The following is a 24,186-nucleotide window of genomic DNA, read 5'->3' on the forward strand; positions in this document are numbered from 1 at the left end:
TCCGGCCGCCCCATGCGCACGCGAAGACGGATTGTCGGTATATATTTGGGCGACACTGTTGTCTGGGCGCACCCGACGTCTCGACTGTTCAACGACCAATGGAGGTCCGGTGAACCCGACTCTGCACCGCAGACGAGTGCCCATCAGGGGGATCCTGATGCTGGTGATCGTCGCCCTGCTCGCGATCTTCGCCGCGGCGTTCTCCGCAGCACCGGCCCACGCGGCGGAAGCCTGCGAGCCCGATCCGTCGACCGGCTGCGTGCAGGGCGTGATCAAGCTGAGCAGCGGGGAGCCCGCGCCGGGCATCGCCGTGACGCTCAGCGGCGCGGGGGCCGAGAGCACGACTGAGACGGACGAGGCCGGGCGCTGGGTGTTCAGCGCGACGGAGGCCGGCGCCTACACCGTGGCCGTCGACGAGGAGACGCTGCCCGACGGGCAGTTCTTCAAGTCCGCCGGCGAGCGCGAGGTCGACGTCGAGCTGCACAGCACGGCGAGCGCGCTGTTCCCGCTGACCGACGATCCCGAAGCGGCGACCACTACCCCCGAGACCGGCGGCGACACGACCGAGACGAAGCCGGCGTCGTCGGCCTCCTCCGGCGATTCGTTCTCGTGGCCGCGGTTCTGGCAGCAGTTCGTCTCGGGCATCCGCATGGGCCTTCTCATCGCTCTGGCGTCGCTCGGGCTCTCGCTCGTCTTCGGCACGACCGGCCTCAGCAACTTCGCGCAGGGCGAGATGGTCACGATGGGCGGGCTGCTCGCGGCGGCGTTCATGGGGGTGACGGGCAACCTGTGGCTCGCGGGACTCTGCGCCGTGATCGCGTGCGCCGGGTTCGGATGGGTGCAGGACAAGGTGCTCTGGAAGCCGCTGCGCAAACGCCGGCTGAGCCTCATGCAGCTCATGATCGTCTCGATCGGCCTGTCGATCACCCTGCAGTACACCTTCCAGTTCTTCTTCGGCTCCGGCGTGGTGCGCATCGACACGAGCACCGCCGCGACGCTCACGATCGCGGGCGTCACGCTCACGGTGCAGTCGTACATTGCCATGGGAGTCTCGCTGCTCGCGATCATCGCGGTGGGCCTCGGGCTCATGTACACCCGCTTCGGCCGGGCGACCCGGGCCATCTCCGACAACCCCGCCCTCGCCCGGGCCTCCGGCATCGACGTGGATCGCGTCATCAACATCGTGTGGATCGTCGGCGGCGGGCTCGCGGGCCTCGCGGGAGTGTTCTTCGGGCTGATCTTCAACGGCCTCAACTGGTTCACGGGCGGCACGATGCTGCTCATGTTCTTCGCCGCGGTCACGCTCGGCGGTCTCGGCACCGCCTTCGGGGCCTTCGTCGGCTCGATGATCATCGGCATGATCGTCGAGCTCACGAACATCTGGCTCCCCGGCGACCTCAAGTATGCGAGCGCATTGCTCCTCCTCATCCTGATCCTGCTGGTGCGACCGCAGGGCATATTCGGACGCAAAGAGCGGATCGGCTAGGAACAATCATGGAATTCTGGACTGGACTCCTGCAGAGCATCCTGCAGACCGCGCTCTCCCCCACCACCGCCGCCTTCGTGCTCGCCGCGATCGGCCTGAACGTGCACTTCGGCTTCACCGGCCTCATGAACATGGGGCAGGCGGGCTTCATGCTCGTCGGCGCCTACGGCTTCGGCGTGTCGGTGGTGCTCGGGGCGGGCTTCTGGACGGCGATGCTGATCGCGATCCTCGCCGCGGTGCTCTTCGCCCTGATCCTCGGCATCCCCACCCTCAAACTGCGCGGCGACTATCTCGCGATCGTCACCATCAGCGCGGCCGAGATCATCCGAATGGTCGTGAAGCTCGCCGCGCTGCAAGACGTGACCGGCGGACCGACCGGCATCCCCGGCCAGAAGTACCGCCACGTCTTCACGGAGCTCTCCCCGCTCCCCGAGGGCAAGACCACGATCCTCGGTTTGACCTACGCGAACACCGGCGTCGACGACTGGTGGACGCGCCTCGTCGCCTGGGGCCTCGTCGCCGTGTTCATCCTCATCACCTGGGCGCTGGTGCGGAGCCCGTGGGGCCGCGTGCTCAAGGGGATCCGCGAGGACGAGGACGCGGTGCGGAGCCTCGGCAAGAGCTCGTTCTCGTACAAGCTGCAGGCCCTGATCCTCGGCGGCGTCATGGGCGCGTTCGGCGGCATCGTGATGGCGCTCCCCGCCGCCATGCAGCCCGACTCGATGGGCCGCCCCACCACCTTCAACCTCTGGATGATCATGCTGCTCGGCGGGGCCGCCACCATCTTCGGGCCGCTGCTCGGCAGCATCCTGTTCTTCGTCATCCGACTCGTGCTCACCAGCCTCGCCGGCGAGTTCGTGCCCGCATCGGTGCTCAGCGCCCAGCAGACCGAGCAGCTCGCCTGGATCCTCATCGGCATCTCGCTCATCCTGCTGGTGGTCTTCCGACCGCAGGGCATACTCGGCAACAAGAAGGAGCTGTCGTTCAATGTCTGACGCGCAGAGCTACCCCACCGACCGCGCCGCGCTCCGTGCGACGCTCGCCGGCCTCGACCAGACCCCCGGCGTGCCGAAGCCCGACCCGATTCTGACGGTCGACCGCATCGAACGGCAGTTCGGCGGGCTGCAGGCGGTGAACGTCGAGCACCTCGAAGTGCAGCGCGGCGCCATCACCGCGCTCATCGGCCCGAACGGCGCCGGCAAGACCACGTTCTTCAACCTCATCACCGGCTTCGACCGCCCGTCGAACGGCAAGCGGCTCCTCGGCGGCGGCGACGCGCGGTGGACGTTCGACGGGAAGGCGCTGAACCGCACCGGCGCCTCGCAGGTGGCGCGATCCGGAATGGTGCGCACCTTCCAGCTCACCAAGGCCCTCTCGCGCATGACCGTGCTCGAGAACATGCTCATCGGCGCCAACGACCAGCCGGGCGAGAACCTGTTCGTCGGGCTCATCGGCCCGCTGTGGGCGAAGCGGGAGCGGGAGAACATCGCCCGCGCCGACGAGCTGCTCGCCCGGTTCAAGCTCGACGCCAAGCGCGACGACATGGCGGGCGACCTCTCGGGCGGGCAGAAGAAGCTGCTCGAGATGGCGCGGGCGCTCATGTCGAACCCCGCGATGATCATGCTCGACGAGCCGATGGCGGGCGTCAATCCCGCGCTCACCCAGAGCCTCCTCGACCACATCCAGGCCCTGCGCGATGAGGGCACCACCGTGCTGTTCGTCGAGCACGATATGCACATGGTGCGCCACATCTCCGACTGGGTCGTCGTGATGGCGCAGGGCACCATCATCGCCGAGGGGGAACCCGAGCGCGTCATGGCGAGCGAGGCCGTCGTCGACGCCTACCTCGGAGCGCACCACGATCGCGACCTCGGCGACGACGACGTGCTCACCACCGGAGTGATCCGGGCCATCGCCACCGAGGTCGAGAAGGAGACCCGATGAACGCGCAGCCTCCACTGGTGATCAAGGCCGACAACCTCACCGCCGGGTACCTCCCCGGCATCAACATCCTGAACGGGTGCACGCTCGAGGCGTACGCCGGCGAACTCATCGGCATCATCGGCCCGAACGGCGCCGGCAAGTCGACGCTGCTCAAAGCCCTGTTCGGCCTCGTCAACATCCGCGAGGGCGCCGTCACCCTCGAAGGAGAGGACATCACGACGACGTCGACGAACCACCTCGTGCGCAAGGGCATCGGCTTCGTACCGCAGACGAACAACGTCTTCCCGTCGCTGAGCATCGAGGAGAACCTGCAGATGGGCCTCTTCCTCAAGCCCCGGGAGTTCACCGCGAGGGCCGCGGAGATGTGGGAGCTCTTCCCGATGCTGGCGGATCGCCGCAAGCAGCGCGCGGGGTCCCTGTCGGGCGGCGAGCGGCAGTCCGTGGCCATGGCACGGGCGCTCATGATGCAGCCGAAGGTGCTGCTGCTCGACGAGCCGAGCGCCGGGCTCTCCCCCGTGCGCCAGGACGAGACGTTCATCCGCACGCGCCAGATCAACAAGACCGGCGTCACCATCATCATGGTGGAGCAGAACGCCCGCCGGTGCCTCCAGATCTGCGACCGCGCCTACGTGCTCGACCAGGGGCGCAACTCCTACGAGGGCCCGGGCAGGGAGCTCGCGAACGATCCCAAGGTTATCGAGCTCTACCTCGGCACGCTCGCGGCCGATGTGGAGCAGAAATCCGCCCGCCGCGAGTAGTCGAGGCACGACAGAGCCCCCGGCGCCGAAACGTGCGCCGGGGGCTCTGTCGTGCGATCCGCCCCGGTGGGATTACTCGGTCTCCCCCTCCACGGCCTTCTGGAAGACCGGGTTGTTCGAGTCGTCGTACTGGTAGATGCCGATGAACGCCGACGAGGGGTCGTTGTTCTCGTTCAACGGCCCGGTGCCGGCCTTGCCGACGTACTGGATGTCGGAGCCGTCCTGGATGAGCTTCGCGCACTCCTCGAACGTCGAGCACTCCTCGCCGCCGTCGGCTCCCGAGACCGCCGCCAGGTTCTCCTGGATCGCCGCGGAGTCGGTCGATTCGGCCTTCTCGGCGGCGAGCGCCACCAGCGTCACGAGATCGTACGCCTCGGGGGCGTACGTGAAGCTCTCCAGCTCGCCGTCGTACTCGGTCGCGTAGATGTCCTGCAGCTGCTGCTGGAACTCCTCGTTCGACTGGGCGCCCGGGATGGACGCCTGCGCGCCCTCCAGCGTGCCGGCCTCGAAGTCGCTCTCGTAGCCGTTGGCGTTGCCGTCGACCAGGTAGAACGTGGAGAGGTCGAGGCCCTGGTTCACGGCCTCGGGCACGATCTGCTTGAACTGGTCGTACGTCACGACGACGATCGCCTCGGCGCCCGAATCCTTCGCGGCCGTGATCTCGGATGCGAACGAGGTCTGCTCGACCGGGAACTCGTTGCCGTCGCCCTTGCCGCCGTAGACCACCTCGGCGCCCGCCGCCTCGACGGTCTCCTGGATCACGTCGCGGAGGCCGAGACCGTACGGGTCGTTGAACGTGAGGAACGCGACGCTCGTGACGCCGTCGGAGACGATCTGGTTGCCGAGCGCGTCGCCCTGCACCGTGTCGGGCGGCGCGGTGCGGAAGTAGTTGGGGCTGATGCCGCTCAGGTCGGCCGACGTGTTCGACGGGGATCCCATCAGGATGCCCGCCTCCGCGATCCGGTCCACCACGTGCTGGCTGCGGCCCGAGCCCATCGCGCCGAGCACGAACGACGCACCGCTCGCGATCACGTCGTCGGCTCCGGATTCCACGACGGTGAGATCGCTCGCGTCGCCCTCGTTCGCCTCGGCGACGACCTCGACATCCTGCCCGAGCACGCCTCCCGCCCCGTTGATGTCGGCGAGCGCCTGCGCGATGCCGGCCTGCACGGGAGGCATGAGGAAGCCGAGCGACCCGGTCTGCGGGAGGAGCGTCGCGATCTGCAGCGCCTCGCTGCTGCCCCCTCCGCCGTCGCCGCCCGACTCCGTCGGCTCGCTCTCGCCGCTCGACGAGCAGCCCGAGAGCACGAGCGCGGCGCTGGCGACCAGCGCGAGCACGCCCACTGATGTCTTGGAGTGAACCTTCATTGGTGCACCTTTCTGAAGCAGAAATGACGCCCCGACGCTGGGGCGTTGCTCCGAGCATAGTCTGCCGGTGCGCCGGGCGAGAACGGGGGCCGCCGAGGCGTCATCAACTCGTAACACCGCGGCTCCACGCGTGGACGTTGACGTGGGTGTTCGGTTCGGAGCGGACCCAGCGCTCGGCGGCGCCCACGGGTCCGACCACATCGCGGAGCCAGAAGGTCGTGTCGGGAGACCACCCGGCGATCACGCCGGCCCGATCGCGGCCGCAGTCGATCGCCCGCCCTGCGAGCCGCAGGTACGCGCTCGTACCGAGGTGCACCCCGTCCCAGTGCTCCGCGACCCGCGACCAGTCGGGCATCACCCACGCGCCCGACCGCCCGGTCGTCTCGCCCCAGTCGTGCAGCATCTGCGCGGAGACGTCGAGCGGGTGCGCTGCGCAGAGCGCCGCCCAGTCCGACGCTTCCCTGATGGTGCAGGTGCGCGCGTGCGCTGCGGCTCCGATCGGCACGACGGTCGCCCCCTCCGGGCCGCGCCCGTCCTCCTCCAGGTGCAGTGCGACGGGCCCGAACCCCGGAATCGCGCCCGTCGTCGCGAGCACGCCGTGGGGCGGAAACGACCACCATTCGCCCGAGCCGCCCTCCGGGTACTCCTCGAGATCGCGGAGGCTGCGCTGTTCGATGATGCGTCGATCGGCCCTCCACGCCCCCAACGTGGCGCCCGCGTACCGCGAGCTCACGTCTTCCAGCTGCAACTCGGGCGGGCCGGCGCCCGCGTCGCCGCGCGTCGCGTTCGGGTCGACCTCGGGGTCGACATCCGGAATCACCGCGTACTGCGCCGCGGCGGGATCGTCGCGCGACCACCATGCCGCGTGCGGCGACCGAATGACGACTTCGGCGAAGCGCAGCATCCCCCGCCGGGCCTCCGGAAGCGAGGCGAGCGCATCGTAGCCTTCGGGCGGCTGCCAGTACCGCGCGCCGTCGACGGTGGCGACGAGGGCCTCCAGCAGCAGCGCAGCAGTGAGGTCGGGTAGGGGCACCCGCTCGAACGCGTCGATCGCTGAGGACACGGCTCCGGGTCGACCCGGCCCGTACGGTTGCGGCGGGGCGGTCGAGGCCGCGTCCGCATTCGAGGAGTACCAGACGACGCGCGAGGAGCTCGCTTCGTCCGCGAGCCGCATCGGCGCCATGAACAGGCCGTACTGCCAGCGCTCGCCGTCGGGGTGGCCCTCCGGGAGCGCCGCGATCGATGCGCGTGCGAGTTCGAGGCACAGGCGCCGCCCGCGCGGCCCCTCCAGCAATTCTCCCGGCGTCATCGCTCCATCATGCCGCGATGCGGTGCGCTCAGGCCACCTCTCGGCCGACGCGCTGCCCGACGACCGCCGAGATGCCGTCGTGGCGCATCGACACGCCGTAGAGCGCGTCGGCGATCTCCATCGTGCGCTTCTGGTGGGTGATGATGATGAGCTGCGAGTTCTCGCGCAGACGCTCGAACACCTGCAGCAGCCGCCCCAGGTTGGCGTCGTCGAGGGCGGCCTCCACCTCGTCGACGATGTAGAACGGGCTCGGGCGCGCCTGGAAGATCGCCATGAGCCACGCGACCGCCGCGAGCGAGCGCTCGCCGCCGGAGAGGAGCGACATGCGCTCCACCTTCTTGCCGGCGGGCCGCACCGCGATGTCGATGCCGGTGCGCAGCAGGTCGTCGGGGTCGCTCAGCGCGATCTCGCCCGAGCCGCCCGGGAAGAGGATCGGGAAGACCTCGGCGAACGCCGCCCGCGTGTCGGCGAAGGCGGCCGCGAAGATGCCCTGCATCTTCTGGTCGAGCTCCTCGATGATCGAGAGGAGATCGGCTCGGGTGCGGGTGAGGTCTTGCAGCTGCTCGCTGAGGAAGGCGTGCCGCTGCTCGAGTGCGGCGAACTCCTCGAGGGCGAGCGGGTTGATGCGCCCGAGCTCGGCGAGCCGCCGCTCGGCCTTCGCGAGTCGACGCTCCTGCTCGGCGCGCACGAAGGGGCGCCCCGGGGCGTCTGCGGCGGTGGCCTCCGCGGCCTCGGTGCGGGCGCCGGCATCGGCGTCGGGTGCCTCCGCGCCGCCGGCGGCACCCGACGCGCGCGCATCGAGCCCGAGCTCGGCCGCGAGCTGCGCTTCGAGGTCGTTCGCGTACTGCGGCGCCTCGGGCTCGCCGACTTCGGCAGCCGAGTCATCTGCCGCGCTGGGCACCCGGCGCCCCCGCGGTGCTGCTGCGGCGCCGTCGGTACCGGCCTCGGGAATCGGCACGTGCGGCCCGTACTCGGCGATCAGCACGTCTTCGACGAGCCCCAGCTCGTTGCCCGAGCGCTCGAGCAGCGCCGAGAGCTGCAGTTTGCGCTCGTAGCTCTTGAGCTCGGCGCCGTGCACCCGCTCGGCGAGCGTCTGCAGCTGCTGCCGCAGGGCCGACTCCTCGGAGCGCAGCAGCGTGAGCTCCTGACTGTGCTTGGCGCGCTCGCGCTCGGCCTGCTGCTGGGCGAGTCGGGCCTCGACGAGCGAACGGTCGCAGGCGTCGAGGATCGCGGGGAGCATTCCCCCCACGCGCTCTGCCTGCGCCACCTGGCGCGCGCGCAGCACGGCACGCCGGGCCGCCTCCTCGGCGGCGCGGCGCTCGGCCTCGAACTGCTCGCCGAGCATCGTGCGGTGGGCCGCCGCGGCTCGCGCGCGCTCGCGCGCGGTCTCGAGCGCGAGGCGGGCCTCCAGTTCGGCCGCCCGGGCCTGCTCCACCTCGCTCGCGAGGCCGTCGCGCTGGCTCGCGTCGAGGATGGGGCGCGGCTGCGATGACGCCTCCTCGAGCGCCTGGGCTGCGCGCTCCGCGTCGCTCGTCGCTTCCGCCGCCGATGCGGCGACGGCGGTCAACGCCTGCCGCGCGCGCTCGGCCTCGGCCGTCGCCGCCTCCGCGCGCGTCGACAGGCGGTTGCGCTCTTGAGCGACCTCGGCGAGCCGGGCGTCCCCTGCGCGCAGCTCGGCGAGAGCGCGCTCGGCCTCCGCCTTCGCCGAGGCCGACGCCGTGCGCAGGTCGGCGAGCTCCGCCTCGTGCTCCGCGACGGCGGCGGCGACCTCGGTGCGGCGCTGCTCGGCCTGCTCGAGCTCCGCCGTCAGCTCGATGCGGGAGGGCGCGAGGCTCGACCCGCCGCTGAGGGTGTGCGCCGTCGCGACGTCGCCGTCGTGCGTCACCACGGTGAAGCTCTCGCTCGGCCAGTGCTCGCCCAATTCGGCTGCGGCGGCGATGGCGGCGTCGAGATCGGGCGCGATGTAGCTGCGCTCGAGCAGCGCCCGCACCCCGGGCGGGGCCTCGAGCACGACGTCGAGCGCTCGGGTCGCCCCGGCGGCCGTCGGCGGAGCCGCCTGCGCGCCCGCGACAGCCGCCCGCTCCGCGGCTCCGGCGATCACCGCCCGCAGCCGGCCCAGATCCTCCGCGCGCGCCCGCTCGACGGTGGCGCCCGCAGCGCCGGCGTCCTGCGCGAGCAGGGCATCGGCGAACGCCCCGAGTGCGGCCGCGATCGCGGCCTCCGATCCTTCTGCGACGCGCACGTGGTCGGCCACCCGGCCGTCGATGCCCGGAGGCGCCTCGGCGAGCAGCGCGGCCGACGCGTCCCGCTGATCCAGCGACCGCGTCAGCGCACTGACATGCGCTTCGAGGCCCGCCAGCTCCTGGGCGAGCTCGTGCACCCGCTCGCGCACCTCGTCGCGGCGCTGCTCGGCGGCGGCCTGCCGCTCGCGCGCGGCGCGGTACGCCTGATCCTGATCCTCGCCCGACACTCCGGCCTCGCCGTCGCCCGCATCGCCGAGCTCCTCGCGCTCGGTGAACGCATCGAGCGCCAGACGCGCCTCCTCGGCGCGCGATTCCGCCTGCGCAACGGCCTGCTCGCGCCGATCCACCTCCTGCGCTACGGTGGCGCGCTTCTGCTCCGCCGCCTCGGCGCGCCCGCGCAACTGCGAGAGCTGCAGGTCGTGCTTCGAGACGAGCGCGCTCTGCGCCGCGATGTGGTCGTCGATCGCGTCGAGCTCCCGCTGCGCCGCCCGCGTCGTCTCGCCGGCCCGCTGCCACGCGAGTTCGGCCTCCGGGATGAGGGCTTCGAGCCGCACCGCCTCCGCTGCGGCCTCGTCCAGCGCGGATCGCGTCACGCGATGCATCTGCTCGGGCGCCTCCGCCTGCGTCGCGAGGAACGCGAGCCGCTGCTGGGCCTGAGCCGAGAGCCCGCGCAGCTTCGACTGCACCGACTCGAGACCGATCGTGACGCGCCGCGCCGCATCGAGCTCGTCGCTCTGCTGGGCCTGCTCCAGCCGCTGGATGCGCAGCTGCTTCTGCTCGATCTGCTCCTGCAGCACGATGCGCTCGGAGTGCTGCTCCGACTCATCGCGGGCGAGAGCATCGAGCTCGGTGCGCAGACGATGCACGTCATCGGCGAGCAGCCGCGCCTTCGCATCCCGCACCTCCGCCGCGATGCCCTGCGCGGCGCGCGCGACCTCGGCCTGCCGCCCGAGCGGCTTCAACTGACGACGGATCTCGCCGGCGAGATCGCCCAACCGCGTGAGGTTCGTCTCCATCGCCTCGAGCTTGCGCAGCGTGCGCTCCTTGCGCCGCCGGTGCTTGAGAATCCCGGCGGCCTCCTCGATGAACCCCCGGCGATCCTCGGCGGTCGCACGGAGCACGGCGTCGAGCTGGCCCTGGCCGACGATCACGTGCATCTCCCGGCCGAGACCCGAGTCGCTCAGCAGCTCCTGCACGTCGAGCAGCCGGCACGACTCCCCGTTGATCGCGTACTCGCTCGATCCGTTGCGGAACAGCGTGCGACTGATCGTGACCTCGGTGTACTCGATGGGCAGCGCCCCATCGGAGTTGTCGATCGTGAGGCGCACCTCCGCGCGACCGAGGGGGCCGCGCGTCGACGTGCCCGCGAAGATGACGTCCTCCATCTTGCCGCCGCGCAGGGTCTTCGCGCCCTGCTCCCCCATGACCCAGGCGAGCGCGTCGACGACGTTCGACTTGCCCGAGCCGTTCGGCCCGACGATCGCGGTGACGCCGGGCTCGAACTGGAAGGTGGTCGGCTGCGCGAACGATTTGAAGCCCTTGAGCGTGAGGCTCTTCAGATGCACGCCGTCTCCCTCCCGTTCACCCGCGCGAGTGCTGAGGCCTACTGTATGGCACCGCCGCAGTGCGGGGAGCGTGGCGCTCCCCCGAGCGGAGGATTCGCGTCGGGCGCCTAGACGACGAAGCCGACCGGGATGATCGTGCCGTCGGCATCGCGGAACCCGTAGCCGAAGGCCCGATCCGCCGCGATGTGCACGAACCAGGCGGCTCCGGCGAGCGCGATGTACACGAAGCCGCCATCGACCCCGCCGGTGATGAAGAACGTCGCCACCCCGATGACGAGGAGCGCGATCGGCACCGTCATCGTGTGCACGGTGTTGTACAGGCGCACGCGCGACGGCTTCAGGCGGCCGCGCTCCGCGAACGCTCCGATGAGCGAGAGATCGGGGCCGAGCCCGAAGACGAGCGCGACGATCACCGCGGCGGGGCCGAGCGCGACGCACACCAGCACGATCACCGCGAACCAGACGGCGGCGCCCATTCCCCAGCTCAGACGCATGAAGTTCATGCCCCCGAGTCTACGGCGTCGCCGCGCACGCCCCGTTCACGGCCGGGGCCCGGCCCAGTACCCTGGAGGCATGACCGCACCCGATGCCCTCGCCGACGTTCGCCGCCGTATCGACGCGATCGACCGGCGCATGGTCGCACTGATCGCGGAGCGGCAGGCGTGCGTGGTTCGAGCGGGATCGCTGAAGGCCGATGCGGCGGCCGTGCGAGCGCCCGCCCGCGTCGAGCAGGTGATCGCGCGGGTGCGCGCGCTCGCCGTCGAGCAGGGGGCGTCGCCCGACGTGGTCGAGGCGACGTACCGCGCGCTGATCGGTGCGTTCATCTCGCTGGAGCTCGATGTGCACCGCGGGGCGGCTGCGGAGACGGGCGCAGCGGGGTCCGGTGCGGCGGTGGTCGAGGCGGAGAACCCCGAGCTCCTGCTGCAGCGCGCGCTCTCCTCGGCGGAGCGGGGCGACGCGGCTGTCGCGACGAGCGAGCTCATCCGCCTGCTCGACACCGCCTCCGACCTGTCCCTGCGGCTGCGCGCCGCGGTCGTGCTCGGCGAGCTGCTGATCGCCTCCGGTCGATCTGCTGAGGCCGAGCTGGTGCTCGCCACCGCTGCGAGCGGTGCGGAGGCCGCGGAGGATCTCGACGACGTGGACGCGGCCGAGCTGGAGCGCGTGCGCGATCTGCTGGACCACGTCCGCCGCTAGCCGGTCGCGGCCGCCTCCTTGGGGCACTGCAGGTAGGTCGGCTTGCCCGGGCCGCCGCGGTCGATGCGGTGGTCGCTCATCGGCTTCCCGCAGATCGGGCACGACGGGTCGGCCGGCGCGACGTACGCGGGCTCGTTCGGGTCGCCGAGCTGCGCAGTGCCTTCGAACTGGTAGAAGAAGCGCCGCCAGGCCGCCCAGAATCCGGGCTGGCCGTCCCAGGGAGTCGCATGCCAGAGTCGCCGCTTTCGTTCACGCACGGCCTCAGCCTAACTCGTGCACGAAGTAATTGATGCCGGAGAATGGTCTGGTGCACCTCGAGACACCCCGACTCCGCCTCCGCGATATGACCTCCGCCGACCTGCCGTCGCTTCGCACCATCCTGCAGGACGACGAGGCGATGACCGCGTACGAGGGCGCCTTCGACGAGGCGATGACGCTGAGCTGGCTCGACGGGATGCAGAGACGCTACCGGGAGGACGGCTTCGGGCTCTGGGCCGTCGACCTGCGCAGCACCGGCGCGATGATCGGCCAGTGCGGGCTCACGACGCAGCGCATCATGGACGCGGAGGTGCTCGAGGTCGGCTACCTCTTCAATCGTGCGCACTGGCACCGGGGGTACGCCGTCGAAGCCGCACGAGCAGCGCAGCGGTACGCCTTCGCTGAGCTCGGCGCAGACCGCCTCTGGGCGCAGGTGCGCGACACCAACATCGCTTCGATGAACGTCGCGATCCGGCTCGGCATGACCGTCCGCGGGCGCTTCACGAAGCACTATCGCGGCGTCGACATGCCGCATCTGGCCTTCGCGGTGGATCGCGGCGACGCCGAGCCGCACTGACGGCGCGCGGGCCCGCTTCGCCCCGCGACGACGGCGGCGCTGGAGGGCGTCAGCGCTTGCGCTGGCACCGCGGGCAGAAGTGCGACGACCGCCCGCCGAAGGGCACGCGCCGGATCGGCGTGCCGCATCTGGCGCACGGCTCCCCCGCCCGCCCGTACGCATTCAGCGAGTGCGCGAAGTACCCGGCCTGGCCGTTGACGTTGACGTACTGCGCGTCGAAGCTGGTGCCGCCCTCGCTGAGGGCCTGCGCGAACACCGCGCGCAGCACCGCCAGCAGCTCGGCGGCCTTGCGCGGGCCGATCGCAGAGCCCCGCGTGTCCGGGTGCAGCCGCGCGCGCCACAGCGCCTCATCCGCGTAGATGTTGCCGACCCCGCTGATGAGCGTCTGATCGAGCAGCAGCTTCTTCACGCCCGTCGCGCGGCTGCGCAGCGCGGCGATGAACCGGGCGTCGTCGAAGGCCGGGTCGAGCGGATCCCGTGCGATGTGCGCGGCCTGCGCCGGCACCGCGCCCACGCCGTCGGGCGCGGCCCGCAGCGCGTCGAGGGCCAGCGAGCCGAACAGTCGCTGATCGGCGAAGTCGACGCGCAGCTCGCCGTGCTGCGCGTGCTCGATCCACATGCGAATCCGCACGTGGCGGTCATCGACGGCGTCGTGCGCGCGCAGGAGCAGCTGCCCGCTCATGCCCAGGTGGGCGAGCAGCGCGAGCGGCGAGCCGTCCGCCGACGCTCCCGACGTCGGTATCCACAGGAACTTGCCGCGCCGCTCGGGCGCGCCGAGCCGGATCCCGGTGGTGCGCCGCTCGAAGTCTGCGCTCCGGGCCGCGGCGGCGGCCTCGCTGAGGGTGACGCCGTGCCCGCCGAGCCCGTCGTCGCCGCTCGTGGGCAGGTGCCGCTTGAGCGCGCGCGCATCGCGCACCTCGACGGCGGCGACGCGCGCGCCCGTCACCGCGGGGGCGAGCCCCGCGCGCACGACCTCGACTTCGGGAAGCTCAGGCACGTCGGCGCTTCGCGGGCGTGCGCAGCCGCGCCACCGCATCGCGCGCGGCGGCGAGCTCGGCCGCCTTCTTGCTCGTGCCCTCGCCGCGACCCGTCACGCCGTCGAGCGTCACGCGGGAGGTGTACCGGCGATCGTGATCGGGGCCCGCCCCCGTGGTCTCGTAGGGCGGGTGGGCCAGTCCGCGGCGCGACGCCTCCTGCTGCAGCGACGTCTTCGGATCGAGCGCTTCGAGCGCGTCGAGGAAGCGGTCGGCGTCGTCGAGCAACGGCGCGACGAGATCGAGCACGAACGCCGTGGCGGTCGCGGGCCCCGTCGACAGGTACACGGCGCCGATGATCGCCTCCACGGCGTCCGCCAGCAGCGAGTCCTTGTCGCGCCCTCCCGTCAGCTCCTCGCCCCTGCCGAGGCGCAGCAGATCGCCGAGACCGAGCCGACGCGCGACCGAGGCCAGCGCGACGGTGGAGACGAGGGCGGCGCGGCGCTTCGCGAGCTCGCCCTCGCTGAGGTCGGGGAACGTCGTGAAGAGCTCGACGGTGACGGCTTGGCCGAGCACCGCGTCGCCGAGGAACTCGAGCCGCTCGTTGTGCGGCGCGCCGCCGTGCTCGTACGCCCACGAGCGATGCGTCAGCGCGAGCTGCACCAGTTCGGGGTCGGCCTGCACGCCGAATGCATGGAGAAAGCCGCCGGGGTCCCCTTCCGGGGAGCCCGACGGCTCTGCAACGCTCTGGGTCAACTCAGGCGTCGGCGACCTTGCGGCCCTTGTACTCGAGGAAGAGGGCGTTGCCCTGCGAATCCTCGACCACGCGGGCGCGGTGCGGCAGGCTGTACACGGTGCGACCGTTCTCTTCGGTCTTCACCAGGGTGGGTGCCGAAGCCTTCCACGCCGAACGACGGTGACGGGTGTTCGATCGCGACATCTTCCGCTTGGGAACAGCCATGATGCTCTCTTTCCTACTTGCTTGCGGACTCGGGAGTCTCACCCGAGCCGTGGTCTACTTCAGCCTCGACTGCATTGGTCTTCACTTCGTGGGGTGCTCCTGCGTGTTCAGGGGCAGCCGCACCTTCCGGAGCGAAACCCGCCAGCGCCGCCCACCGCGGATCGATATCCGCACTGTTCGGCACTGCAGCCTCGGTGTCGCGCAACTCACCGGACTCGGGATCGAGACCCGGGCAGTCCGGACGACACACAGGCTGGAACGGCAGTGCAAGCACTACCGCGTCTCGGAGCGGAGGTTCAAGATCCACGTGATCACCGTGAACCTCGTACTCGTCGGCCTCCGTAGGAGTATACGCGAAAAGTTCCTGGAACTCGACTTCGAACGGCGTGGTGAACGCTTTCAGGCACCGACCGCACTCGGCGTGCATCGTCGTCGCCACCTCGGCGGAGACGAGAATCCCCTCGTGCACCGACTCCAAGCGCACGTCGAGATCGAGCTCGGCGCCCTCCCGGATCTCGGCGAGGCCCTCGCCGAACTTCTCCGGAACCGTCAGTGTGCGACCCCGCTCCCGCATCTCCCCCGGGCGGTTGATGATGTCGCGGACGTTCTCCTCGTAGACTCGGCTGTTGCTCACCGACCCATTCTACCGCGGCGCGGCGGAGGATCCGCTCTCTTCGCGGGCCGCGAAACACCCGGCGCGCCGGGCTTCGCGATCGCGGATCGGTCGAGCCCTACGCCGGGCGTCGCGTGTCGAGGAAGCGCGCGACGGCTGCGGGCACGTACGGGCTCACATCGCCGCCCATCTCCGACACCTGCCGCACGAGCGTGCTCGACACGTGCGCGTGAGCGGGATCCGGGAGCATGAACACCGTCTCGACGTCGGCGAGGCTGCGGTTCATGATCGCCATCGGGGTCTCGTACGATACGTCGATCTGCGACCGGATGCCCTTCACGAGCACCGATGCGCCGACCTCGGTGCAGTAGTCGACGAGGAGGCCGACCGACCAGGAGGCGACCGTGATGTTCTGCGGCGCGCCGGCCTCGTCGAGCGACTTCTGAATCAGCGTCATCCGCTCCGAGATCGGCAGCATCGCGTGCTTGTTGGGGTTGTGCACCACCAGTACGTGCACCTCGTCGAAGATGCCCGCGGCGCGGAGGATGACATCGAGGTGCCCCATCGTCACCGGGTCGAAGGAGCCGGGAACCACAGCGATTTTCGTCATGGCTTCAGCCTAGGGTTCGCCGCCGGATGATTTCTTGAGAATGCACCGAGACGCGCCCCGCGCAAAGGAGCGCGACGTCAGTTCTCGGCGCGCCCGCGGCGCCAGTACCCCATGAAGGCGACGGATTGCCGGTCGATGCCGCGTTCGCTCACCAGGTGGCGGCGTATCGCCTTGATCGCCCCGGCCTCCCCCGCCAGCCAGGCGTACCCCTCCGAACGCCGCGCATCGCTCGCGAGCGGTGCGCCCGTCGCCGCGTCCATGCCCGGCACCTCCCAGAGGATCTCCCGATCGATGTCGATCTCCTGCAGGTCGGCGCTCGGCGCGCGCCCGGCCCCATCACGCGACGTTTCGAGGGTCGCGGCGGCCGTACCGGGGAAGACCTCGCCGAGCGCGCGCACCGCCGCGACGAGCGCAGCGCCGCGATCTGACTCGTCGCGCTCGAGCACCGTCAGCTCCAGCCGACCGTCGGCGAGCATCTCGTCGGCGTCGAGCAGGGCGGCGTCCGCGGCATCGCCGACTTCGAGGATCACCCGAGCGCACGCGCTCCGATCGAGCGACGCGAGAATGCCCGCGATCGCCGGAAGGGCCGTGTCGTCGCCGACGATGAGGAAGCGGCGCGCGTCGCGCGGCGGAATCCACCCGACGGCCGTGTTCGCGCCCGAGTATTCGGCGTCGGGGCCGAGGATCGCCATCGCGTCGCCGACCACCGCCTGCTCCGCCCAGGCGGAGGCCGGACCGGGGTCGGCCGCGTGCCGCGCGAAGTCGACCGTCAGCCGCGCGCCCGCCGCATCGCGATGGAACGCACGCGGCGTGTAGGTGCGCATGGGCGGCCGATCCTCGTCGGCGAGCGCGCACCACGCCTGATACCAGCCGTCGCCGTCTCCGAGCGGCGGGATGACGCCGCGATCGTTCGGGAGCAGGATCTTGACGCGTTGATCCGTGCCGATGAAGCGGAATCGCTCGAGCCCCGGGCCGGTGAGCACCACGCGCACGAAGCCGGGCGACGGCCGATGCATCTCCGTCACCACGACGTCGAACAGGCGGTAGGCGGATGTACTCACGAGAATCTCCCTGAAAGGTCTGGGGGCGTGCGCGGGCGGGGCGCGCTCCGGGCGGGGCGCGCTCGGGCGGATCGGTCAGAGTCCGTGCTGCTTGGCGAAGATCACCGCGTGCACGCGGTCGCGCAGCTGCAGCTTGGCGAGCACCCGGCCCACATGGGTCTTCACCGTCGACTCCGAGAGGTACAGCTCGCCGCTGATCTCCGCGTTGTTCCTGCCCTCGGCGATGAGCCGCAGCACGTCGAGCTCGCGCTCGGTGAGCGCGTCGAGCGCCGCGTCGGCCGCGGGTGGGGCCTCGGCGCCTGCGGCGGCGAACTCCAGCCCGCCGCCGGCGCGCATCTGCTCGAGCATGCGGCGGGTGACGCTCGGCGCCATCGCCGCATCCCCGGCGGCGACGCGGTGGATGGCGTCGACCAGCTCGGTCGGCCGCGCGTCCTTCAGGAGGAAGCCGCTCGCCCCGGCGCGGATCGCTCCCGTCGCGTACTCGTCGAGATCGAACGTGGTCAGCACCAGCACCCGCACGTCGGGGAAGCGGCGCGCGATCTCGGCGGTCGCGTCGATGCCGTTCATGCCGGGCATGCGCACATCTATGAGCACCAGATCGCACCCCCCGGGCCCGAGGTCCTCGAGCCGCTGCAGGGCCGCGGCCCCGTCCGAGGCCTCCGCCACGACGTCGATGTCGGGCTCCCCCAGCAGCACCAGCTTGAAGCCGGTGCGGATCAGCTCCTGATCGTCGACCAGCATGACGCGAATCTCATCGGTTGCCATCGGGGCTCCTCTCGCTCGAATCTCGGGGCGGCGTCGACGGCTCGTCGGCACCGCTGGCCGCAGCGCTCACCGGGAGCACCGCCCACAGGCGCCACCCGCCGCCGGAGCCGGCCGGTACGGGGCCCGACTCGATCTTGCCACCGAAGACGCGCGCGCGTTCGGCGAGCCCCGCGAGGCCGCGCCCCGACCCCAGGCCGGCGACGGGCGGGGGCGCGCCCGGTGCCGGCCCGTAGTCGCGCACCAGCACCGTCGTGCGATCCGCCTCACGATCGAGGGTCACGCGCACGCGCGCCCCGGTGCCGGCGTAGCGCAGCACGTTGGTCAGACCCTCCTGCACCACGCGGTAGACGGCGAGATCCTGCCCGCGATCCCCGGCCGCGCTGCCCTGCACGTCGAGCGTGACGAGCAGGCCCGCCTTCGAGAACCCCTCGACCAGCTGCGGCAGATCCTCGACGCCCGGCTGCGGGAGCAGATCGGCTTCCTCCCCGCTCGAGTGCAGGGCACCGAGCAGGCGCCGCATCTCGGCGAGCGCCGTGCGCCCCGTCTCGGCGCTCCGGCGCATGGCGTCCGCGGCGGCCTCGGGCGCCCGCTCCGAGGCGCGCGCCGCGCCCTCCGACAGCGCGATCATCACCGAGACCGAGTGCGCGACGATGTCGTGCATCTCCCGTGCGATGCGCGATCGCTCCTCCGCCACCGCGAGCTGCGCGAGCTGGTCGCGCTCACGCGCCAGCTGGTGCGCGCGATCGATCACGGCCGCGATGTACCGGCGACGGTTCCCGAGGTTGATCCCGAGCATGAGGATCGCCAGCAGCCAGACCGCGCTGATGATCGAGATCGTGATCAGCTCGCCGATGCTCTGCACCGAGGTCGACTCGGCCGCGAGCAGATTCGCCGGGCTCGTCGCCTCGAAATTCGCCGATCCCCGCCAGAACGACAGTGCGGACTGCAGCAGGGACGCCGCCACCGCGATTCCGTAGGCGACCCATCCCGCCGCGACGCTGCGATACACCGGCACGGCGTACAGCAGGAACATGAGCGCCACGCCGTTGGCGAGCGCCTGGATGCCCTGCTCGCCGAACGTCACCACCACGATGACGATGAGCCCGACCAGCGGGAAGCGACGGCGGAAGAGCAGGGCCGCCGCGATGATCAGTACGCGCAGGATCGCGATGAGCACCCAGGGCCACATCAGGTGCGCGGGCACGCCCTCCCAGGTGCTCGACCCGGTCGCCTCGTCCCACGTCGTCGACGTCGCGATGTCGAGGGTGAACCCGAGGGCGCTGCCGATGAAGTACCAGACGACGATCGTGATGTCGACGGCTCGGGGATGCGCGGCGAAGGCCCGCCGGATCACTCCGGGCGGGCGAGGGAGGCGCACCTCGGCATCCGGCGTCATACCGTTCACTGTACTGGCACGCCTCCCTGTCGAGATGTGCGTCAGCGGGCGTCCCGACGCTTGAACGCCGCCGCCGCCGGGAGCATCACCGCGACGACCCAGACCGCCATCGCGAGCATCGCGACCGCGAAGGTGGGGCCGCTCGCGACCTCCACCGCACCGGCCGACAGCACCGACCCGAGCTGCGCCGGAAGATACGCGCTGACCGTGGTCACCCACTCCCAGCCGGTCATGGTCAGCATCTGGAAGGCGATCGGCAGCACGAAGGTCACGCCCGCCACCACGGCGATGCCGCCCGCGGTCGACCGCAGCAGCACCGAGACGCCGAACGCGAAGAGCGAGATCAGCACCAGGTAGGCGATCGTGCCGAGCACTCCGGTGATCACCATGGAGCTGCCGATCTCCGCGGCACTCTGCGGGTAGCAGATCACGGCCGCCGCGAGGCCGCCCGCGACGAGCACGAGAGCGGTGAGCGCAGACACCGCGGCGAGCACGAGCGCCTTCCCCAGGAACACCGGAGTGCGCTTCGGCACCGCGGTGAGCGTCGAGAGGATCATGCCGCTCGAGTACTCGCTCGAGATGGCGAACACGCCGAGCACCCCGAAGATGAGTGCGAGGAACGGCGATGCGAACGTCGAGACGACCAGCAGGTAGAACTGCAGATCGCTGTCGCCCGCGACGCTGCCCGCATCGCGCATCTCGTTGCTGAAGAGCAGTGCGATGGCGGTGCTCAGCCCGATTCCGACGATCACGGTGATCAGCAGCGTGAGCTTGATGCTCCGGAGCGACGTGAGCTTGATGCGCTCCGAGCGCAGGACGCCGCCGAAGGTCACCCGGCCGGGGGCGGCGCCCGCCGACGAGCGCTGCGGGGTCGCGGGTGGCGTCGGCGCCGAGCCGGCGTCGATCACGATGGTGGAGGTCATGGAATTCTCTTTTCTCAGTCGAAGGTCACAGCGGACGAGGGCGGGGCGCTGGCGCGCCGCGGGTTCACGAGGTCGAGTACTCGACCTCGCCGCGGGTGAGCTCGAGGTAGGCGTCTTCGAGGCTCGCCTGCTGCGGGCTCAGCTCGTGCAGCGCGATCTGGTGGGCCGCCGCGACGGCGCCGATGTCGGCAGCGGCGAGGCCGCGCACGGTGAACCCCTCGTCGCCCCGCGGTTCGAGGGTGACGCCCTCGCGCTGCGCGCTCATCAGCAGCGACGCGAGCTTCGTCGCCTGCGGGCTGCGAACGGCGACGCTCGAGGTGCGCCCGCCCCCGATGAACTCACCGATGGGCGCGTCGGCGACCACGCGTCCGCGCCCGAGCACGATGACGTGGTCGGCGGTCTGCGCCATCTCGCTCATGAGGTGGCTCGACAGCAGCACCGTGCGCCCCTCGGATGCGAGGTGGCGCAGCAGCTGGCGCACCCATAGCACTCCGTCGGGATCGAGCCCGTTCACGGGCTCGTCCAGGATCAGGATCCGCGGATCGCCGAGCAGCGCCGCCGCGATGCCGAGACGCTGCCCCATGCCGAGCGAGAACCCGCCGACGCGCCGATTCGCGACGCCCGACAGGCCCGTCTGCTCGAGCACCTCCGAGACCCTGCGATCCGGAATGCCGTGCGTCGCCGCGAGCGCCCGCAGGTGGCTGCGAGCGCTGCGGCCCGGGTGCACGCCCTTCGCGTCGAGCAGCGCCCCGACCTCGGAGAGCGGCGCCGCCGCGTCGGCGTAGCGCCCGCCGTTCACCGTCACCGTGCCCGAGGTCGGCCGGTCGAGGCCGAGCATCAGCCGCATGCTCGTCGACTTTCCGGCGCCGTTCGGGCCGAGAAAGCCAGTCACCTGCCCGGGCTTGATGCTGAACGTGACGTCGTCGACCGCCGTCTTGCTGCCGTAGTGCTTGGTGAGCCCGCGCGCTTCGATCATGATGTCTCCGTTTCTTCGCCGCAGTGTGCGCGACGTTGCTTCAACGGTAGATTCGGGCGGCCGTCGGCGCATCGGTCGCGGGTGCCGACCCGCGTAGTACTCGAGTACCGGGGGTCGGTGCCGCGGTGCGTACGTGCGGTGCGCGGGCGCGGAGCGCGGGCGAGCGGACCGGACGCCGCGCAGGGGCGCCGCGCACGGGCTCCCGCTCCGCCTTCTGGCGTTACGACTTCGCGAGGTTGTCGAGCAGACCGGCCTCGTGATCCTTCGCGACGAGTTCGGCGAGACCCGGTGCGTCGGCGAGCTCGGGATCGCGTTCGAGCAGCGCACCCGCCACCTCGCGGGCGTGCGCGATGAGGGGCCCGTGCTCCGCGACGCGGAGGAGCCGGAGGGTCGAGCGGCCGCCCGACTGCGCGGTTCCCAGAATGTCGCCCTCGCGCCGCAGCTCGAGGTCGATCTCGGCGAGCGCGAACCCGTCCGACGTCGCGGCGACCGCCTCGATGCGCTCCCGGGCCACGGTGCCCGCGGCCGCCGCCGTCATCAGGAGGCAGAGCCCCGCGTGCTCCCCGCGACCGACCCGGCCCCGGAGCTGATGCAGCTGGGAGATGCCGAAGCGGTCGGCGTCGCGCACGATCATGATCGACGCGTTCGGCACGTTGACGCCCACCTCGATGACCGTCGTCGCCACGAGCACACCGATGGCGCCCGAAGCGAAGCCGCGCATCACCCGGTCCTTCTCATCAGACGGCATGCCGCCGTGCAGGCCGGCGATCTCCGCTCCGGCGAACGCCGGATGGCGGCGCAGCTCCTCGACGGTCTCCTCGACGTTCGCGAGCCGACGTGCCGCCGCCGCATCGTCCGCGGCGTCCGATCCTCGTCGCGCGGCGGGGTCTGCCGCCTCGTCCGGGCTCTCGAACCCGTCCTCGATCTCGCCGGGTGCGATCGCCGGGCAGACCACGTACACCTGACGCCCCGCCGCGAGATCCTCCCCCGCCCTCGCCCAGACGCGGGCCGCTCGGTTCGGCATCTCGATCTCGGGCACCGCGAACGTCGAGATCCCCTGTCGGCCGGGGGGCAGCTCCCGAATCGTCGACACCTCGAGGTCGCCGAACGCCGTGAGGGCGACGGTTCTCGGAATCGGCGTCGCGGTCATCGCGAGCACGTGCGGCTGGTTGCCCTTCTGCCGCAGCGCCTCCCGCTGCTCGACGCCGAAGCGGTGCTGCTCGTCGACCACGATCAGACCGAGGTCGAGGAACGACACCCCCTCGCTGATCAGCGCGTGCGTGCCGACGGCGATGCGCGAGGCGCCCGATACCAGCGCGAGCAGCACGCGCTTGCGCTCGGCGACCGGCATGCGACCGGTGAGCAGCACCGGCCGCAGCTCCTCCGTGAGCTCGGGGCCGAGCGAGTCGACGATGGAGCGGTAGTGCTGCGCGGCGAGCACCTCCGTGGGCGCGAGCAGGGCGCTCTGCCCCTCGCTGTCGGCGACCTGCAGCATGGCGCGCAGGGCCACGAGCGTCTTGCCCGATCCGACCTCGCCCTGCAGCAGGCGGTGCATCGGGTGCGGCTGCGCGAGCTCCGCCGAGATGGTCGCCCCGGATCGCCGCTGATCGCCGGTCAGCTCGAACGGCAGCGCCGCGTCGAACCGTGCGGCCACGCCGTCGGCGGCGCCCGGCCTCGGGGTGCTCGACTGCAGGCCGGCACGGCGCCGCCGGTCGAGCAGCGCGAGCTGCAGCTCGAACGCCTCGCGGAAGCGGAAGCTGTCGCGGGCCGCGCGCCAGTCGGCGTCGGTCTGCGGTCGGTGGATGTGCTCGAGGGCGCGGCCGAGCCGCTCGACGCCCTCCGCCGTTCGGATCTCATCGGGCAGCGGATCGGGCACATCGCCGAGGGCGTCAAGTGCGAGCTCGACGGCCCGCTGCAGCGTCCAGGTGGGCACCTGCGCCGTCGCCGGATAGATCGGCACCGGCGTCTCCGACCACGCCTTCGCGGCCGCCTCGTCGAGTCGGTCGCCACCGGGCGCGTCGTCGCGGTGCTCGAAGAGCTCGTACTCGGGGTGCTGCAACTGCAGCTGGCCGCGGTACTCGCTGACCTTGCCCGCGAAGAGGCCGCGCTTGCCGGGCAGCAGCTCGCGAACGCGCCACTGCTGGTTGAAGAACGTGAGCGTGAGCGTGCCCGTGCCGTCGGTGATGCGGGCCTCCAGCAGCTTCCCGTTGCGCCGCTGCATCTGGCGCTCGCGCACGTCGAGCACCTGGGCGACCACCGCGATCTGCTCCCCCACGGGCAGGTCGTTCAACGGGGTCAGTTCACCGCGGCGCGAGTAGCGACGGGGGAAGTGGTGCAGCAGATCGCCGACCGTGCGCATCTCGAAGGCGCGCTCGAGCGGCTTCGCGGTGCGATCGCCGACCACTCCGGCGAGGGGGGTGTCGAGGGTCGCCCGGGTCATTCCTCCAGCGTATCGCCGACCGCCGACGCGCTACGCTCGAATCGTGACGAGAATCATCGCCGGAGCAGCCGGTTCACTGCGGCTCGACGTTCCCAAGTCGGGCACGCGCCCGACCAGCGACCGGGTGCGCGAGGCGGTCTTCTCCACGCTCACGTCGTGGGACCTGATCGACGACGTGAGCGTGCTCGATCTCTACGCGGGATCGGGCGCGCTCGGCCTCGAGGCGGCGAGCCGGGGCGCGGCGAGCATCGTGCTCGTCGAGAAGCACCCGCAGGCCGCGGAGGTCGCGAAGCGGAACACGCGCACAGTGCTCGACGCGTTCGGCCGCTCGTCGGCCGAGGCTCCGCGGATCGAGGTCGTGCGGCAGTCGGTGCAGACGTTTCTCGCGGCGGAGCGCGAACGATCAGTGACGCCGCGGTGGGACGTCGTGATGATCGATCCGCCGTACGACCACTCCGAGGCGGAGATCGCCGAGGTGCTCGAGACGCTGGCGCCGATGGTCGTCGACGGCGGCGCGGTGCTCGTCGAGCGCAGCACGCGTTCGCCCGAGCCGACGTGGCCGGCCGGGCTGCAGCCGGTGCGCGAGAAGCGCTACGGCGAGACCGCGCTGTGGTGGGCCGAGCCCGCGGAGTAGCCGCGGATCACGGAGCCATCTTCGAACTTCGCGTGATGCTCGCGCAGGAAATCCGGCTGTAGACGGATGACATCGCGCATCCGGCACTGCACGACACCGAATCCACTGCACGATGCCGGGGTGTCAGAAAG

23 protein-coding genes are annotated in these 24,186 nt (G+C 71.2%); 7 read left to right on the forward strand and 16 right to left on the reverse strand.

Annotated elements, in window-relative coordinates; all coding sequences use genetic code 11:
• Positions 1-157 precede the first annotated feature (157 nt).
• The 4 genes from BLT44_RS11625 to BLT44_RS11640 are packed head-to-tail and all read left to right on the forward strand — an operon-like array spanning position 158 to position 4,188.
• On the forward strand, positions 158-1,486 hold the full coding sequence (locus BLT44_RS11625) for a branched-chain amino acid ABC transporter permease (protein ID WP_010156894.1): 1,329 nt from the start codon (positions 158-160) through the stop codon (positions 1,484-1,486).
• 8 nt (positions 1,487-1,494) lie between these two features.
• Positions 1,495-2,481 (forward strand): branched-chain amino acid ABC transporter permease, encoded by a 987-nt coding sequence (locus BLT44_RS11630; RefSeq protein WP_010156892.1) that lies wholly within the window; start codon positions 1,495-1,497, stop codon positions 2,479-2,481.
• Positions 2,474-3,430 carry an ABC transporter ATP-binding protein gene (locus BLT44_RS11635; RefSeq protein ID WP_010156891.1) on the forward strand — a complete coding sequence of 319 codons (957 nt, stop codon included), beginning with the start codon at positions 2,474-2,476 and terminating at the stop codon, positions 3,428-3,430. Before BLT44_RS11630 ends, BLT44_RS11635 begins: the two co-directional genes overlap by 8 nt.
• The gene (locus tag BLT44_RS11640; protein ID WP_010156890.1) at positions 3,427-4,188 is read left to right on the forward strand and encodes an ABC transporter ATP-binding protein; all 762 of its coding nucleotides are present in this window, start codon (positions 3,427-3,429) and stop codon (positions 4,186-4,188) included. The genes BLT44_RS11635 and BLT44_RS11640 overlap by 4 nt, the downstream gene beginning before the upstream one ends.
• Before the next feature lie 72 nt (positions 4,189-4,260).
• Here BLT44_RS11640 and BLT44_RS11645 read toward each other — a convergent pair whose 3' ends face one another.
• The 4 genes from BLT44_RS11645 to BLT44_RS11660 form a co-directional block, all read right to left on the reverse strand.
• Positions 4,261-5,556, reverse strand: a complete 1,296-nt coding sequence (locus BLT44_RS11645) for an ABC transporter substrate-binding protein (protein ID WP_029608295.1) — start codon at positions 5,554-5,556, stop codon at positions 4,261-4,263.
• 103 nt (positions 5,557-5,659) lie between these two features.
• Positions 5,660-6,865, reverse strand: a complete 1,206-nt coding sequence (locus BLT44_RS11650) for a hypothetical protein (protein ID WP_010156888.1) — start codon at positions 6,863-6,865, stop codon at positions 5,660-5,662.
• A 28-nt stretch (positions 6,866-6,893) separates the two neighbouring features.
• Complete coding sequence (locus BLT44_RS11655; protein ID WP_074690229.1) at positions 6,894-10,673, reverse strand: chromosome segregation SMC family protein; 3,780 nt, start codon at positions 10,671-10,673, stop codon at positions 6,894-6,896.
• Positions 10,674-10,780: 107 nt separating this feature from the next.
• Positions 10,781-11,176, reverse strand: a complete 396-nt coding sequence (locus tag BLT44_RS11660; protein WP_029608294.1) for a DUF4260 family protein — start codon at positions 11,174-11,176, stop codon at positions 10,781-10,783.
• A gap of 70 nt (positions 11,177-11,246) precedes the next feature.
• Between BLT44_RS11660 and BLT44_RS11665 the strand changes: the two genes are divergently transcribed.
• Positions 11,247-11,867: a chorismate mutase gene (locus tag BLT44_RS11665; protein ID WP_010156884.1), complete on the forward strand. Its 621-nt coding sequence runs from the start codon at positions 11,247-11,249 to the stop codon at positions 11,865-11,867.
• Here BLT44_RS11665 and BLT44_RS11670 read toward each other — a convergent pair.
• Entirely contained in the window at positions 11,864-12,124 is a 261-nt protein-coding gene (locus BLT44_RS11670; RefSeq protein WP_010156883.1) for a hypothetical protein, read from the reverse strand. The two genes, BLT44_RS11665 and BLT44_RS11670, sit on opposite strands and share 4 nt — an antisense overlap.
• A gap of 50 nt (positions 12,125-12,174) precedes the next feature.
• Here BLT44_RS11670 and BLT44_RS11675 point away from each other — a divergent pair, with 50 nt between their 5' ends.
• Positions 12,175-12,702, forward strand: coding sequence for a GNAT family N-acetyltransferase (locus BLT44_RS11675; protein WP_029608293.1), 528 nt, complete (start codon positions 12,175-12,177; stop codon positions 12,700-12,702).
• Positions 12,703-12,751: 49 nt separating this feature from the next.
• Here the strand turns inward: BLT44_RS11675 and mutM are convergent, their stop codons facing one another.
• The 11 genes from mutM to BLT44_RS11730 all read right to left on the reverse strand — a co-directional run bounded on the left by mutM (position 12,752) and on the right by BLT44_RS11730 (position 23,421).
• Positions 12,752-13,699 carry a bifunctional DNA-formamidopyrimidine glycosylase/DNA-(apurinic or apyrimidinic site) lyase gene (gene mutM, locus BLT44_RS11680; protein ID WP_074690365.1) on the reverse strand — a complete coding sequence of 316 codons (948 nt, stop codon included), beginning with the start codon at positions 13,697-13,699 and terminating at the stop codon, positions 12,752-12,754.
• Positions 13,692-14,360 carry a ribonuclease III gene (gene rnc / locus BLT44_RS11685; protein ID WP_010157796.1) on the reverse strand — a complete coding sequence of 223 codons (669 nt, stop codon included), beginning with the start codon at positions 14,358-14,360 and terminating at the stop codon, positions 13,692-13,694. Before rnc ends, mutM begins: the two co-directional genes overlap by 8 nt.
• Before the next feature lie 73 nt (positions 14,361-14,433).
• Positions 14,434-14,637: a 50S ribosomal protein L32 gene (gene rpmF / locus BLT44_RS11690; RefSeq protein WP_010157795.1), complete on the reverse strand. Its 204-nt coding sequence runs from the start codon at positions 14,635-14,637 to the stop codon at positions 14,434-14,436.
• A 13-nt stretch (positions 14,638-14,650) separates the two neighbouring features.
• Entirely contained in the window at positions 14,651-15,271 is a 621-nt protein-coding gene (locus BLT44_RS11695; RefSeq protein WP_010157794.1) for a YceD family protein, read from the reverse strand.
• Between the two features lie 97 nt (positions 15,272-15,368).
• Positions 15,369-15,860, reverse strand: coding sequence for a pantetheine-phosphate adenylyltransferase (coaD, locus tag BLT44_RS11700; RefSeq protein WP_029608393.1), 492 nt, complete (start codon positions 15,858-15,860; stop codon positions 15,369-15,371).
• Between the two features lie 77 nt (positions 15,861-15,937).
• Positions 15,938-16,921, reverse strand: coding sequence for a siderophore-interacting protein (locus BLT44_RS11705; protein WP_010157792.1), 984 nt, complete (start codon positions 16,919-16,921; stop codon positions 15,938-15,940).
• A gap of 75 nt (positions 16,922-16,996) precedes the next feature.
• The gene (locus BLT44_RS11710; protein ID WP_010157791.1) at positions 16,997-17,686 is read right to left on the reverse strand and encodes a response regulator; all 690 of its coding nucleotides are present in this window, start codon (positions 17,684-17,686) and stop codon (positions 16,997-16,999) included.
• Positions 17,673-19,082: a sensor histidine kinase gene (locus BLT44_RS11715; protein WP_074690231.1), complete on the reverse strand. Its 1,410-nt coding sequence runs from the start codon at positions 19,080-19,082 to the stop codon at positions 17,673-17,675. The genes BLT44_RS11710 and BLT44_RS11715 overlap by 14 nt, the downstream gene beginning before the upstream one ends.
• Positions 19,083-19,123: 41 nt before the next feature.
• On the reverse strand, positions 19,124-20,005 hold the full coding sequence (locus BLT44_RS11720) for an ABC transporter permease (protein WP_010156879.1): 882 nt from the start codon (positions 20,003-20,005) through the stop codon (positions 19,124-19,126).
• Between the two features lie 64 nt (positions 20,006-20,069).
• On the reverse strand, positions 20,070-20,981 hold the full coding sequence (locus tag BLT44_RS11725; protein WP_010156878.1) for an ABC transporter ATP-binding protein: 912 nt from the start codon (positions 20,979-20,981) through the stop codon (positions 20,070-20,072).
• Between the two features lie 220 nt (positions 20,982-21,201).
• Positions 21,202-23,421: an ATP-dependent DNA helicase RecG gene (locus tag BLT44_RS11730; RefSeq protein ID WP_010156877.1), complete on the reverse strand. Its 2,220-nt coding sequence runs from the start codon at positions 23,419-23,421 to the stop codon at positions 21,202-21,204.
• A gap of 43 nt (positions 23,422-23,464) precedes the next feature.
• Between BLT44_RS11730 and rsmD the strand changes: the two genes are divergently transcribed.
• Complete coding sequence (gene rsmD / locus BLT44_RS11735) at positions 23,465-24,055, forward strand: 16S rRNA (guanine(966)-N(2))-methyltransferase RsmD (RefSeq protein WP_010156875.1); 591 nt, start codon at positions 23,465-23,467, stop codon at positions 24,053-24,055.
• Positions 24,056-24,186: the final 131 nt, after the last annotated feature.

This window comes from Leucobacter chromiiresistens, from assembly GCF_900102345.1.
In the GTDB taxonomy this organism is placed as follows: domain Bacteria; phylum Actinomycetota; class Actinomycetes; order Actinomycetales; family Microbacteriaceae; genus Leucobacter; species Leucobacter chromiiresistens.

Bases quoted from the DNA above. Each gene is read 5' to 3' on its own strand.
- BLT44_RS11625 (WP_010156894.1), top strand. From the start codon at position 158: ATGCTGGTGATCGTCGCCCTGCTCGCGATCTTCGCCGCGGCGTTCTCC.
- BLT44_RS11630 (WP_010156892.1), top strand. From the start codon at position 1,495: ATGGAATTCTGGACTGGACTCCTGCAGAGCATCCTGCAGACCGCGCTC.
- BLT44_RS11635 (WP_010156891.1), top strand. From the start codon at position 2,474: ATGTCTGACGCGCAGAGCTACCCCACCGACCGCGCCGCGCTCCGTGCG.
- BLT44_RS11640 (WP_010156890.1), top strand. From the start codon at position 3,427: ATGAACGCGCAGCCTCCACTGGTGATCAAGGCCGACAACCTCACCGCC.
- BLT44_RS11645 (WP_029608295.1), bottom strand. From the start codon at position 5,556: ATGAAGGTTCACTCCAAGACATCAGTGGGCGTGCTCGCGCTGGTCGCC.
- BLT44_RS11650 (WP_010156888.1), bottom strand. From the start codon at position 6,865: ATGACGCCGGGAGAATTGCTGGAGGGGCCGCGCGGGCGGCGCCTGTGC.
- BLT44_RS11660 (WP_029608294.1), bottom strand. From the start codon at position 11,176: ATGAACTTCATGCGTCTGAGCTGGGGAATGGGCGCCGCCGTCTGGTTC.
- BLT44_RS11665 (WP_010156884.1), top strand. From the start codon at position 11,247: ATGACCGCACCCGATGCCCTCGCCGACGTTCGCCGCCGTATCGACGCG.
- rpmF (WP_010157795.1), bottom strand. From the start codon at position 14,637: ATGGCTGTTCCCAAGCGGAAGATGTCGCGATCGAACACCCGTCACCGT.
- coaD (WP_029608393.1), bottom strand. From the start codon at position 15,860: ATGACGAAAATCGCTGTGGTTCCCGGCTCCTTCGACCCGGTGACGATG.
- BLT44_RS11710 (WP_010157791.1), bottom strand. From the start codon at position 17,686: ATGGCAACCGATGAGATTCGCGTCATGCTGGTCGACGATCAGGAGCTG.
- BLT44_RS11715 (WP_074690231.1), bottom strand. From the start codon at position 19,082: ATGACGCCGGATGCCGAGGTGCGCCTCCCTCGCCCGCCCGGAGTGATC.
- BLT44_RS11720 (WP_010156879.1), bottom strand. From the start codon at position 20,005: ATGACCTCCACCATCGTGATCGACGCCGGCTCGGCGCCGACGCCACCC.
- BLT44_RS11725 (WP_010156878.1), bottom strand. From the start codon at position 20,981: ATGATCGAAGCGCGCGGGCTCACCAAGCACTACGGCAGCAAGACGGCG.
- BLT44_RS11730 (WP_010156877.1), bottom strand. From the start codon at position 23,421: ATGACCCGGGCGACCCTCGACACCCCCCTCGCCGGAGTGGTCGGCGAT.